The organism is Streptomyces sp. NPDC058086, from assembly GCF_042885015.1.
GTDB lineage: Bacteria > Actinomycetota > Actinomycetes > Streptomycetales > Streptomycetaceae > Streptomyces.
On the sequence record NZ_JBHVST010000013.1, the window covers coordinates 155,353 to 168,518 of the forward strand.

General features: G+C 70.8%; 7 protein-coding genes and 1 pseudogene. 4 read left to right on the forward strand and 4 right to left on the reverse strand.

All coding sequences use genetic code 11. The annotated features are described in order from the left end of the window. The first annotated feature begins 53 nt into the window (after window positions 1-53). Both ACFVWD_RS13460 and ACFVWD_RS13465 read left to right on the forward strand, forming a co-directional pair. On the forward strand, window positions 54-1,166 hold the full coding sequence (locus ACFVWD_RS13460; protein WP_075030117.1) for an AAA family ATPase: 1,113 nt from the start codon (window positions 54-56) through the stop codon (window positions 1,164-1,166). Window positions 1,167-1,279: 113 nt separating this feature from the next. After that, window positions 1,280-4,048, forward strand: coding sequence for a hypothetical protein (locus ACFVWD_RS13465; RefSeq protein ID WP_389595916.1), 2,769 nt, complete (start codon window positions 1,280-1,282; stop codon window positions 4,046-4,048). Between the two features lie 31 nt (window positions 4,049-4,079). Here ACFVWD_RS13465 and ACFVWD_RS13470 read toward each other — a convergent pair. Beyond that, window positions 4,080-4,591: pseudogene (locus tag ACFVWD_RS13470) on the reverse strand (GDSL-type esterase/lipase family protein); the annotation flags it as partial. Between the two features lie 530 nt (window positions 4,592-5,121). On the opposite strand from ACFVWD_RS13470, the gene ACFVWD_RS13475 reads away from it, so the two are divergent. Then, complete coding sequence (locus tag ACFVWD_RS13475; RefSeq protein ID WP_389595897.1) at window positions 5,122-8,091, forward strand: aminotransferase; 2,970 nt, start codon at window positions 5,122-5,124, stop codon at window positions 8,089-8,091. An 8-nt stretch (window positions 8,092-8,099) separates the two neighbouring features. Next, window positions 8,100-9,131, forward strand: coding sequence for a LacI family DNA-binding transcriptional regulator (locus ACFVWD_RS13480; protein WP_389595899.1), 1,032 nt, complete (start codon window positions 8,100-8,102; stop codon window positions 9,129-9,131). 73 nt (window positions 9,132-9,204) lie between these two features. Here the strand turns inward: ACFVWD_RS13480 and ACFVWD_RS13485 are convergent, their stop codons facing one another. The 3 genes from ACFVWD_RS13485 to ACFVWD_RS13495 form a co-directional block, all read right to left on the reverse strand. Beyond that, entirely contained in the window at window positions 9,205-11,085 is a 1,881-nt protein-coding gene (locus ACFVWD_RS13485; RefSeq protein ID WP_389595917.1) for an ATP-binding cassette domain-containing protein, read from the reverse strand. 91 nt (window positions 11,086-11,176) lie between these two features. Beyond that, window positions 11,177-11,500 (reverse strand): hypothetical protein, encoded by a 324-nt coding sequence (locus tag ACFVWD_RS13490; RefSeq protein ID WP_389595900.1) that lies wholly within the window; start codon window positions 11,498-11,500, stop codon window positions 11,177-11,179. A gap of 363 nt (window positions 11,501-11,863) precedes the next feature. Further along, on the reverse strand, window positions 11,864-12,853 hold the full coding sequence (locus tag ACFVWD_RS13495; RefSeq protein WP_389595902.1) for an alpha/beta fold hydrolase: 990 nt from the start codon (window positions 12,851-12,853) through the stop codon (window positions 11,864-11,866). Window positions 12,854-13,166: the final 313 nt, after the last annotated feature.

A 13,166-nucleotide genomic window follows, 5' to 3' on the forward strand; every position in this document is an offset into this window, starting at 1 on the left:
CGCCCGCTCAGTCACTTCTCACTTATTTGATTGCCCTTCAGAAAGGCCCTGTGATGTCCGACTTGTTGCGCGCCCCCGCCGAGATCAAGTTCGCCGAGGAACTGGACTGGCTGGAGTCCATCGACGACAACCCCAAGCCCTTCTCCTGGCGGCTGTCCCCGAAGATGGTCCGTCTGTTCATCCTGGGCTCCGAGCGTTCCGACGGCCTGGACCGGGAGATCTCGCAGAAGTGGTTCGGCGACCGCAGTTTCGTCGAGCGCTCCATCGTCACACTGGCCTCCGACCGCGGGCTGCTGCTCATCGGCGACCCCGGCACCGGCAAGAGCTGGCTGGCCGAGCTGCTGTCCGCCGCGATCTCCCGCAACTCCACACTGGTGGTGCAGGGTACGGCCGGCACCACCGAGGACCACATCAAGTACTCCTGGAACGTGTCCATGGTCATCGCCAAGGGGCAGTCGCGGGAGTCGATGATCCCCTCGCCGATCATGACCGCGATGGAGACCGGCGCGATCGGCCGTTTCGAGGAACTCACCCGCTCCACCAGCGACGTTCAGGACGCGCTGATCTCCATTCTGTCCGAGAAGTACATCTCGGTCCCGGAACTGGACAGCGACAACATCGTCTTCGCCCAGCCGGGCTTCTCGATCATCGCCACCGCCAACAGCCGTGACCGGGGGGTCAACGACCTGTCCTCGGCGCTCAAGCGCCGCTTCAACTTCGTACGTATCCCCGTGGTGACGAACAAGAAGAGCGAGGCGGAGATCGTCCGCTTCCGCACCGAGGAACTGCTGGGCCGTCACCAGATCGAGCTGGACGTGCCGCCGACCTTGCTCGACGTGCTGCTGCAGAGCTTCGCCGATCTGCGCGCCTCCGCGGCCGCGGCCGGCAGCGACGACGAGAAGCTGGAGTCCGCGCTGTCCACCGCCGAGCAGATCGGCGTGCTCGAGGACGCGATCCTGCACAGCAACTTCTTCGGCGAACGGGCACTGACCGCCCACACCCTGGCCTCCTCGCTCGTCGGGTCACTGGCCCGGCGAGAGCCCGAGGACCTGGCCATCCTCAACAAGTATCTGCACGGCGTGGTCGAGCCGCGCAGCAAGGAAGAGGGCGGATCCTGGCCGGAGTTCCTGGAGGGCGGCCGCGACGCGATCGCCACCCTGTCATGAGCGGCGCTCACGAGAGCACCCAGGACGGGTCCTTGAGCGGCACGCAGGAGAGCACCCAGGACGGGACCACGAGCGGCACGCGCAAGAGCACGCACGAGGGCACCTTCGAAGCGCTGCGCGCGCAGTTGCAGGGTGCCGCCGCGACGCTGGCCGACGGGCCCGACGCCCTGGGGGGCATCCTCCTCGGCATCGTCGAGGACGTCGACCGCGCGGTGCGCGAGCCCCTGGAGATCTTCCCCGTCTGCCACCACTCGCCTGCTTCCGCGCTGGCCATGGCACGCCGTCTGCGGGAGAAACAGCCGAAGGTCGTGTACCTGGAGCTGTGCGAGGACATGGCGCCGCTACTGACCGAACTGCGCAACTGCAGACTCCCAGTGGCGGTCCAGGCCTTCGCGACCGAGATCGACGGCTTCCCGGCCGAGTGGTCCCCGCTGTCGGTGGTCGCACCGATCACCGAGGCCTCCGCCGAGTACCAGGCGATCGCCTACGCACTGGACACGCCCGGCGTCGGACTGGTCCTCGTCGACCGTTCCTCGGACCACGTCTTCCAGTGGGACGCACGCGGTTCGCACGCCGGCGAGCCCGCCGACCCCGACGCCCCGCCCGTCGAGGAGGAGGCCGCGCTGCACGGCGACGCGGTCGGAGTGGAGATCGGCGACCTGCGCCCGCGCTTCGCCGAACTGGAGGAACACCTGCTGCGGCACGGCAGGGTGCGGCACTGGTCGGAGTGGTGGCACCAGTACGTCGAACTGCCGCTCGGCGACAGCGACCACGACACCTACCGTCAGGTGATGCTTCTGATCGGCAGCCTCTTCCGGCGCCTCGCACCCGGCGACCCGCACCGGGTGCGGGTGGACGAGGACCGCGAGCGCTACATGTGGACCAGGATGCGCGAGCACCTGACGGCGACCGGCACCGATCCCGACGACTGCCTCTACGTCTGCGGAGCCTTCCACGCGGCCAGCCGGGTCGAGGAGTTCGGCGTCCACGGCACCGACACCTTCGAGATCGCTCCGCGCAGCGCGACCAAGTGGCAGCACGGCCTGATCCCGTCCAGCCACGCGGCGATCGAGGCGCAGTTCGGCCTCGCCGCCGGTTCGGTGTCGATCGCCGCGACCGTCTGGGCGAATCATGTCAGCCGCACACGTGTGAAGCCCTACCGCCTGGAGGGGCAGGCGGGCGCGAAGAAGTCGAGGGCGAAGAAGACCGTGGCCGCGGTGGCTCCGGCACCGGCGCTCCCGCACGCGGACAAGCTGACCGGCTTCCTGCGGCGACCGCCCGTCCTCGACCGGCTGGACGAGGACGAACTGCTCGGCTGGTCCGTGGAGATCGTGCGGGCAGCGCGACGCAACGGCTACCTCGCCTCCACCGCCGACGCCATCGCCGTGTTCGAGACGTCGATCCTGCTGGCCGGGATGCGCGACCGGGCCAGGCCGACGCCGTACGACTTCCAGGACGCGGCTGTCACCTGTATCGAGAAGGACACCGTGCCGGGCCGGCGCGATGTGCGCCGGCTCGTGGAGATCATGATGGGCGGCGACCGGGTCGGCCAGGTCGGCTACGACGCGCTGCCACCGCTGGCGCGCGACGTGCACGACCGGCTCGCTCCGCTGAACCTGAAGCTCCAACAGCGCGGCGTGCAAAGGGCGTTGCTGAACATAGCCGCCCAGCCGGAACTGGAGCGGTGCTCCGACGTGCTGTGGATGCTCCGCAATCTGATGCCCCAGGGCGCCGCGCGGCCGATCATGGGCGAGCGGAAGCTCGGAGAGCGGTCGATCCAGGAGTCGTGGGACCTGGCGCTGGGCACCCACCAGCGTGCGCTCATCGAGCTCGGCTACGAGGGCGTCAGCATCGAACAGGTCCTCGAGCAGCGTCTGCGCCGGACGGCGTACGGTCCGCAGGCCACCACGGCGACGGTTCTGGGGACCGTCGAGGACGCGACGCTGTACCTGCGCAGCCGCCGCCTCGCGGACGAACTGGGCACCCGCGCCCTGGAGGTACTGGCGACCGAACGGAGCGTCGACGGCGCGCCTGAGGTGCTGCGCCGGGTGCGCCGACTGCTGGCGTACTACCGCACCAGCGAGCCGACGCTGCCCCCATGGATCGAGTCCTTCGTCAAGACCGGGTACGCGCACTACTGCACCCTGCTGCCCACGGCGTTCACCGACGAGGACGCCACCGTCCGCCACGTGGCGGCGATGCTGGGCTTCCTGTTCAGCATGGAGAGCCTGGCGCTGTCGCTGGGCTGCGACCGGACCCAACTGGAGCTGGCCGTCGGCCAGTCGCATCCGGCCGACCCCTCGAAGACGGCGCTGCTGTGGGCGGCGCAGACACAGCTCGGGAACCTCTCCCGCGCGGACCTTCGGACAAGGTGCGACGAGCTGCTCGGCAACCCTCTGGTGGTGCCCGCCTATCCGCGCTACCTCAGCGGCTTCGTACACGCCCTGGAGCCCGTCCCGGCCCTCACCGACTTCGTCGTGGAAGCGGTGTCGAACGCGTTCGGACGGCTGCCGGACCCGGTGCTCCTGCCCTGGCTGCCCACCCTGATCACCACCCTGCGCTCGAGCGGCACCGAGCTGGCCCCGCTGCTGATCCGGGAGGCCGGACGGATCTTCCCCGGCCGGCTGGCGGCGCTGGACGCGTGGGTGCCGCCGTGGCGGGCGCAGTCGGCGCCGGAGGCCCCGCCCTCGGCGCGGAGCGCGGACGACAGCCGCGGTGCCGCGCTGCTCGCCGCCCATCCGGCGACGTGCGACGCGGTGGCGAGCCTGCTGGGCTGTGACGGTACGTGGCGGACGGCGGCCCCCGGCCCGTCCGGGGCGGCGCTGCTCGGACTTCACCCCGATACGGCACTGGCATTGGAGGCGCTGCTGGCCGGCCCCTGACATCGGGTCCGGGACAACCCCGGCCGGGTGGCTATTCGAGTCCGAAGTCCCCCGAAATCGGTTGGAGTTGGAAGAGCCGAGCGGGGACGGTGTCGGCGAGGAGTCGGTAACCGGCCGGGTTGAGGTGGAGGTGGTCGCCGTCGTCGATCGCGGTCAGAAGCCGAGCCGGTTGCCGGGGGTCCCGGGCCGCCCGGTCGAAGTCGACGACGGCGTCGAAGCGGCCGCTCGTGCGGATTGGTTGACCGCCTGTCGGGAGGACGCCCGGTACCCGGCCGCGTCGTCGTATCCGGTGTCACCCCCGAAGGGGGTCAGGGTCGCCCCGTACACCTGGATGCCCTGTGCGTGCGCCCTCACGACGATCTGTTCGTAGGCCGCGATCAGATCCGCCGTGACCTGTTTCTGGGCTGCTTCGGTGGGCTCGGCGGTGCCGATGTCGTTGACGCCCTCGAAGACCAGCAGCCACGCGACACCACTCTGTGCGAGGACGTCACGGTCGAGTCGGGCGAGAGCATTGGGCCCGAGACTGTCGTGGAGCACGCGGCTGTCCTGCGTGAACGGCGCGGGCGGCATGTTGGCGGGTTCGGTGAGCTGCGGCATGGAGACCCAGGTGTTCACCCAATGCCCGTTCGACGGCTGATGCGTTTCAGTGGGGCGAGATGACCTGAGGTCGGCGTCCGCCGCCCGCACGGCGGACGAGGCAATCACGAAGGCGGCGGCGAGTAACCCCGCGACCACCAGGCTCACCGTCGACGATCTTCGATTCATGGACGTGCGCCCTCCGTGTTCCCGGGTCCCAGCGATGCCGGGTCCCAGTGATGCGGATGAGGAAGCTGAACCGGTTCAGTGGCGCACGCTGAGGCATTCCGCCGGGAGGCCGGCTGCGCTTCCCGGCCTTTCTGTACGGGGGCGGCTACAGGAGCGGCTATGGGTGCGGCTACGCGGCGGCTATGGGATCGCCCTCGGGATCGTTGACACACATCAGTGGGCGAACCTACGGTTGCCGGAACGTTCCGGCAACCCTTGCGCCGGGCCCCCGCGCGCGTGCGGCGTGCCGAACAGAAGCGAGCGACCCCATGGGCATTCCGTCCGCCGACTGGCTGGTACGGCCGATCGGTCCTGTCGACGAAGCCGAGGTGTCGGCGGTGCTCGCGCAGCGGTTCGGGGTGACGGGAACCGTCCACGACCTGGGGAGTCAGCAGGACCGCAACTACCGCGTGCGTACGGGGACGGGGGACTACGTCCTCAAGATCGCCAACCCCGCCTCGGACCCGGCCGCGCTGCGCGCCCAGTGTGCGGCCGTGGAGCGCCTGTCCGACGCGATGTCCGGGCTGCGGCTGCCGCGAGCCCACGCCGGCGTCGACGGCGAGGTGGTGCAGCGGTTCAGCGCGGGTGGCGTGGATCTCGTATGCCGTCTGCTGGACTATGTGCCCGGTGAGCCGATCATGGACAGCCGCCATCTCGCGCCACCGGTCGTGGCCAGGCTGGGCGAACTCGCCGGACGCTTGGTGGCCGGGCTCGCCGACTTCGCGGGCGCGGAGCAGGAACGGCCCCTGCTGTGGGACCTGCGCAACGCGCTCACCGTCGTCGAGACGCTCGCCCCCCACCTGCCCGACCAGGAACGGGCCGCCCGGGTACTGCGCGCATCCCGAGCCGCGCACACCCTGCTGGAGCCGTACGCGGACCGCCTGCCGGTGCAGGTGATCCACGGTGATGTCACCGACAACAACGTGGTCTGCGAACCGGCGCCGGACGGCCGCCGGATGCCGGTCGGTGTGATCGACTTCGGTGACCTCGGTCTCGGCTGGACGGTGGCCGAACTGGCGGTCACCTGCGCATCGGTGCTCCATCATCACGGGGCCGGACCGGCGTCGGTGCTGCCCGCCGTGCACGCCTTCCACGCGGTGCGACCTCTCGCGAACGAGGAAGTGGACGCGCTGTGGCCGCTGGTCGTGCTGCGGACCTCCGTCATGGTGGTGAGCGGCCAGTACGACACGCTGCTGGACCCCGACAACAGTTACGCCGCGGTGGCGCTGGACCGCGAGTGGGCGATGTTCGAGGCCGCGGTGTCCGTCCCGGCCGAGGTGATGACGGCCCAGCTGCGGCACGCCCTCGGCCGCCCGTCGGCGCAGCTCCTGCCGGTGGCCGAACATACGCTGCTGCCCGGCCTGCCGGACGACGTGGCGAGCCTCGACCTGTCCGTGTCGAGCGAGGAGCTGCACACGGGACGCTGGCTGGCGCCCGACGCCGAAACCGCCCTGGCCCGAGCCGCCCTGACGGCCGGACACACGGCGGTACGGACCAGGCACGGCGAATACCGGCTGACCCGCACCACCGTCGACGACTCCGTCCCCGCCGCGACCTGCGCACTCGGCGTGGAGCTCCACCTCGCCGGTCCGGCGGAGATACGGGCACCCTGGGCGGGCATGGTCACCCGGCACGGCGACACCGGCGTGACGCTGCACACGGGAGGCCTGGACCTGCTGCTGGACGGCGTCGACGCAGAGGTCCAGCCGGGTCCCGTGTCCGCCGGGCAACCGCTCGGAACGGTGGCCGCCCGCGAGGGCGTACGAGTGCTGGGCGTCCAGCTCTTCCGACCGTGCGCCACCGGGGGGCGACCGCCACGGTTCGCGGCGCCGGACCTGGCCGCCGGATGGCTGGAGGTGTGCCCGGACCCGGCCCGCCTCTTCCTCGCTCCCGACGCGTCGTCCTCCGCTCCCGACGACGCGCCGCGATGCGCCCGCGATGCCCAACAGGCCGTTGCGGAAACGGAGTTGCTGGAGCGGCGCGAACACTCCTTCGCCACCGTCCAGGAGCACTACTTCGAGACGCCGCCCCAGATCGAACGCGGCTGGCGGCACCACCTGGTGGACACCCGGGGCCGCGGCTACCTCGACATGCTGAACAACGTGACCATCCTCGGCCACGGCCACCCCGGGCTCGGCGAAGCCGTACATCGGCAGTGGCAGCGGCTGAACACCAACTCCCGTTTCCACTACGCCTCGGTGGTCGAGCTCTCCGAGCGGCTCACCGGACTCCTCCCGGCCGAGCTGGACACCGTGTTCCTGGTCAACAGCGGTTCCGAGGCCGTGGATCTGGCGCTCCGGCTCGCCTGGGCGGCGACCGGACGACAGGACGTGGTCGCGGTCGAGGAGGCGTACCACGGCTGGACCTACGCGAGCGACGCGGTGTCGACCTCGATCGCCGACAACCCGAACGCCCTCGCCTCACGGCCGCCGTGGGTGCACACCGTCGCGGCACCCAACTCCTACCGGGGCCGCCACCGGGGACCGCAGTCGCGGCGGTACGCCCCCGAAGCCGCCGCCATGATCCGTGAACTGGCCGACCAGGGGCGCCCCTTGGCCGCCTTCGTGTGCGAGCCGTACTACGGCAACGCGGGCGGCATGGCCCTCCCCGACGGCTATCTCCGGCAGGTGTACGAAGCCACCCGCGACGTCGGCGGACTGTGCGTCGCCGACGAGGTCCAGGTCGGTTACGGCCGGCTCGGCTCGCACTTCTGGGGTTTCGAACAGCAGGGCGTGGTGCCGGACATCGTGACCGTCGCCAAGGCGATGGGCAACGGGCATCCGCTGGGCGCGGTGATCACCCGGCGCGAGATCGCCGACGCCTACCGTACGCAGGGCTACTTCTTCTCCTCCGCGGGCGGCAGCCCGGTCAGCTCGGTGGTCGGGCTCACCGTCCTGGACGCACTGCGCGACGAGGACCTTCAGACCAACGCCCGTGAGACCGGCACCTACCTGAAGGACCGGCTCCTCGAACTGGCCGAGCGTCACTCACTGATCGGCGCGGTGCACGGCTCGGGGCTGTATCTGGGCGTCGAGTTCGTCCGGGACCGCGAGAGCCTGGAACCGGCGACCGGGGAGACGGCCGCGATCTGCGACCGGTTGCGGGAACTCGGCGTGATCGTCCAGCCGACCTCGGACCGGCAGTGCGTGCTGAAGATCAAGCCGCCGCTGTGTCTGACCCGGCGGAGCGCCGACGTGTTCGCCGATGCCCTGGACGACGTACTGACGCACGGCTGGTGACACGGGAGATGCCGAACCCCGGATCCGCGGCCGTGCCACCGCCCCGCCCCGGCACCCCGCCCACGATCGCCGACGTGGCGCGCGTGGCAGCGGTCTCCAAGACCACGGCCTCGGACGCCCTGCGCGGTCACGGCCGGGTGTCGGCACCGACTCGGGAAGCCGTGCTGGAGGCGGCCCGGCGGCTGGGCTACGCGCCCAACCGCAGTGCCCGCAGCCTGCGCACCTCCGTCACGGACACCGTCGCGCTCTACTTCCCGGAGTTCCTGACCAGCGCCGAGTACTCCATGGCGTTCGTGTTCGGGGTGGCCGAGCGGGCCGCGGGCGCGGGCCTGAACGTCACCCTGCTGTCCTCCGGCCATCTGCCGCAGCACGGCACGGCGCCGCCCCAGGTGGACGGGCTGGTGCTGTGCGACCCGGCCCCCGAGGACCCGGTGGTCCGGCACCTGATGAACACCGGGCTGCCGGTCGTGACGGCCGAGCGGTACGCCGGTGACCAGCAGCCGACCGGGGTGGTCCGCTCCGACCACGAGGCGTCGATGACCGAACTGCTGGACCATCTGCGCGACTCCGGTGCCCGGCGGCCCGCGCTCATCGCCTCCGAAGCCACCTCCGACTGGTCCCTCACCCTCCAACGGACCCACGCCCGCTGGTGCGCCGACCACGGCGTCCCCCTCGTCCTGCGCAAGGCGCCCGTCGGCGCCACCCCCGAGCTACTGCGGGGTATCGCGCGGGACCTGCTCGCCCAGGAACCCGGGATCGACGCCGTCGTGTGCGCTCCCGACGGCGCCGCCGCGGCCGTGCTGCCCGCACTGCGTGCGGCAGGCCGCACCGTGGGCGGGGACCTGCTGCTGGCATCCTGCGTGGACTGCTCGGCGATGCGGACGGCGGAGCCGCCGATCACCGCGATCGACCTGCGCCCCCGCTCGATGGGAGCCGAATGCGCCCGCCTGCTCTGCGAGATCCTGTCCGGCCAGACGTCACCGGGAACCGTGCGCACCCTGCCCGTCGAACTGAAGGTACGGGCGTCGACCCGCGCTTAGCGACGCCGTGGCAGCGGCGCGGGCCGCGCCGCTGCCACGGATACCAGTACACCTGAGCTTCCCGCAGGGGCGCTCAGCGATCCTGGGAGAGGGCCAGCAGCTCGGCGAACAGACCCCCGGCGTCGGCGAGTTCCTCGTACGTCCCGTGTTCGGTGATGCGGCCGTGTTCCATCACGATGATCCGGTCCGCGATCTTCGTGTTGGCCAGTTGGTGGGTGACCACGAGGGTGATCCGGTCGGCGGCGATGGCCTTGATCTGTTCGAGGATGGCGTGCTCGCCGCGGGCGTCCATCTGGGAGGTCGGCTCGTCCAGGATCAGCAGGTCCGGCCGCCGGTACAAGGCGCGCGAGCACACCAGGCGCTGCCACTGCCCGCCGGACAACTCGGTTCCGCCGAACAGTTCCCGAGCCAGCAGCGTGTCCAGCCCGTGCGGAAGCCCTTCGACCGGCTCCCGCATGCCGACGGCGTCCAGGGCCTGCCAGACCAGGGTGTCGTCGAGGGCGCGCGGCTGGCCCAGCGTGACGTTCTCACGGACCCGGAGCGGCCACTCGGCGAACTTCTGCGGTACCAGTCCGCAGCGCTGCCACACCTGGTCGGGATCCAGTCCGGCGAGGCCGGTGCCGTTCCAGGCGACGTGCCCCGCGTCGGGGAGGAAGATCCCGCACAACAGCCTGGTGAGCGTGGACTTCCCGGATCCGTTCTCCCCGACCACGGCCCAGATCTCGCCCCTGCGCAGGGTCAGCGAGACTCCGTCGAGGGCCGGAGCGGTCCTGCCCGGATAGCGGTAGACGACCTCGTCGAGACGGATCTCCTCGAGCGGGCCCCCGATCACCGACTCACCGCGCTTCGGGGCCCGTTCGGCGGCATGGGTGAGGAAGGTGTCCATGTCGGCCAGATACAGAGCCGTGTGGAACATCGCGGCACCGTGGATGACCAGTTGGCTCAGAGCGGCGAGCGTGCTCTGCACGGCGATCACCGCGGTCGCCGCGACGGCGGGCTCGACCTGGCCGGTGGCGGCCAGCCAGGCCAGCACGGCCCAGGTCGCCACGAGGAACACACCACCGATCGCCGAACTCGCCAGCACGATCCGCAGCATCCGCGGCGCCACGTCGAGCACACGCCGGTCGATGCGCTCGGAGATCGCCCGGTACCAGAACAGCAGATAGCCGGTCATGCTGTTGGCGCGGATCTCGTCCGTGTACTTGGGGGTCGTGGACCAATAGCGCATCATCTGCCGGACGTTGCGGTCGCCGACGTTGGCGTAGTGCGTTTCGTACGTGACTTTCGCGTGCAGCACCGCTCCCACCGCGGCCGGCACCACGGCCAGCAGGAGCAGCGGCAGCATCAGCGGGTGCAGTACGGACAGTACGCCGCCGGCGGTGACCATACGGACCGCGGCGGCGGTCAGCCGGGTTGCGTCCTGCACCATCACATGGCTGCGGACCACCCCCATCTCGGCGGCCTCCTGCCGGTCCGCGAACCCGTCGTGTGCCCGCGCCGCCGCTTCGACCCGGCAGACCGCTTCGACGAGCGCGCTGTCGGCGGCCGTGGTCAGACGGGGAGTGATCAACCCGTCCGCATACGAGGCGAGCGCACTCGCCACCCGTCCGGCACCGACCGCGGCGGTGATGACCAGGAGCGCGGGCAGCGCCTGCTGCAACCGCTCCGACACCGCCCCTTCGGCCAGGACCGGACGCATGGCTCGCGCCGTGTTGGCCAGCAGTACGGCGGCAGCCGCACCGGTCAGCAACTGGCAGGCCAGCAGGAGAAGGACAGCCCGGCGGTCGATGGCCCACGCCATCCGGGCGGTCTGCGCCAGCACCCGCGGCAACCTGGCGCACATCGCGCCGAAGGCCACCTCGTCGAGCGGGTTCCTGGCGTGCCGGCCCCCGTAACGGAGTTCGGCGGGCGGTGGGGGCGACGGCCTTCTGGTGGCCGTGACGGGGGACGGCACGGTCTCGGGGGGAGTGCCCTGCGGAGGTACGGTGCCATCTTTCACGGCGCACCCCCGCCCGCGGGGCCGGTGAAGGTGACGAAGGGCTCGCTCACGCGGCATCCCCCCGTTCCAGCCGGGCCAGGGTCGCGCGGCCGCGTTCGACGATCTCGGGATCGTGGTGGGGGACACCCCAGGAGATGGCGCTCGCGGCGTCGAGCGCGGCCAGACAATCCAGATCGACCACCGCCGGCGTGCCGGGCCCGGTGTCGACCCCCGTGCCATCGCCCTGGTGGGTCACTTCCCACACCCGGGACCCGGGCCGGGAGTGTGAGGCATCGCGTACGACGGTGAGTGGGCCGCGGACGCTCTCGGCCCACGCGTGCACGGTGTCGGGCAGTGTCTTCGAGCCGGGCAGTGTCTTCGAGTCCGTCATGCCCCCCACCTCGGTGCCCCGCATGAGGTATCCGCGACGGAGACGGCCACGGCGTCAACACCGTGCACAGTGGGCGTCACCACGGTCCGGGGCGCGGCGGCGGGCTGTTCGAAAGCGGGCCGGGTAAGGGCGGGAGCGGGGATGGGATTCACGGTTCCTCCTACGGTGACGGCGATGAGTGGGTGCCTCAAGAACGCACCTGATCAAGAAGCCGTCACGGGTGTAGGAGGGCGAATCTTCAGACGAATGTTCGAGTAACTATGCTGGACCTAGGGAGCGTTGGGTGATGCGGTCGTGATGTGGTGTTCGATCCACTCGCCCGAGGTGAGTCACCCGGTCGAGGGATTGCCCCGGTCGGGAACGTCACTTGCCGCTCGTGACCCGGGCGAGCCAGTCGATCAGGATGCGGTTGACGTCCTCGGGTCGTTCCTGCTGGATCCAGTGGCCGCAGTCGTCGAGGAGGTGGGAGGAGAGCAGACCGGGCAGGGTGGTGGGGTAGGCCGCGATCGCGTCGGCCAGCCAGGTGGTGGACGCGTCCCGGCCGCCGCCGATGAACAGAGAGGGCTGTGCGATGGGCGCACCGTCGTGGTCGGCCAGGTCCTCCCAGTCCCGGTCCATGTTCCGGTAGCGGTTCAGGGCCCCCGTCATCCCGGTCCGCTCGAACTCTCCCGCGTAGAGATCGAGGTCGTGCTCGTCGAGCCAGTGGGGGAGCCGCCCCGTGGGAAAGCGTTCGCGCTGCGCGCCCCCGGGGCTCACAAAGTGCGGGTCCGGCGCGCCGGGTGCGGACATGGTGTCGGCGGACAGCGCCGCGTACAGGCCCGCGAGCCAGCCGCGGACGTCGGGCTCGATCTCGGACTCGGCCCGGCCGGGCTCCTGGAAGTAGGAGACGTAGAACTCCTCGTCCCCGCCCATCTGCGCGAAGATCTCACTGGGACGCGGGCCGCCGCGCGGGGCGTAGGGCAAGCTGAGCAGTCCGACCGCGCGGAACATGTCGGGGCGGACGAGGGCGGAGACAGCGGCGATGTTCGCACCCCAGTCGTGTCCGACGACGATCGCGGAATCCTCACCCAGGGCTTCCACCACGGCGACGTTGTCCTCCACCAGTTCGAGGATCCGGTAAGCGGTCGGCGCCTCGGGCCTGGAGGAGCGGCCGTAGCCGCGGACGTCGATGGCGACCGCCCGGTAGCCGGCCGCGGCGAGTGCCGGAAGCTGGTGGCGCCAGGAGTACCAGGACTCCGGAAAACCGTGAACGAGCAGGACCAGTGGGCCGGTTCCCTGCTCCACCAGATGGATCCGCCCGGCGGGCGAGGGGACAAGACGGTGGATGCGGTCTGTTGTCGACGGCTGCGGCACGGATCCTCCCAGAGGGCTCAACGCGTGGCCGGTGCGGTGAACGGGCCGAAGCGGCCCGCTCACCTGCGGCCTCCGGTACTACCGTCGATCATGCGGCGGTCGGCGCGGCGCGTGCCAAGCCTGTTGCCGATACGGCAAAACCGGCCCCGTGGTCACATGGTCACGAGGCGCGTCGGTGATTGGCCGAACGCGACCTAGGTCCTGTCGTCAAATTCCCGTCGTCCGCCCGGAGGGCGGGCCCCGCGGCGTCAGGTGCGTGCTCTCGGCGTGCCGGGCACAGGCCCTCGTACTGGACGTACTTGGGTCTGTGCCC

What these genes read in the sequence shown, in the direction of transcription:
- ACFVWD_RS13460 (WP_075030117.1), top strand. Translation starts at nt 54, where the DNA reads ATGTCCGACTTGTTGCGCGCCCCCGCCGAGATCAAGTTCGCCGAGGAA.
- ACFVWD_RS13475 (WP_389595897.1), top strand. Translation starts at nt 5,122, where the DNA reads ATGGGCATTCCGTCCGCCGACTGGCTGGTACGGCCGATCGGTCCTGTC.
- ACFVWD_RS13480 (WP_389595899.1), top strand. Translation starts at nt 8,100, where the DNA reads ATGCCGAACCCCGGATCCGCGGCCGTGCCACCGCCCCGCCCCGGCACC.
- ACFVWD_RS13490 (WP_389595900.1), bottom strand. Translation starts at nt 11,500, where the DNA reads ATGACGGACTCGAAGACACTGCCCGGCTCGAAGACACTGCCCGACACC.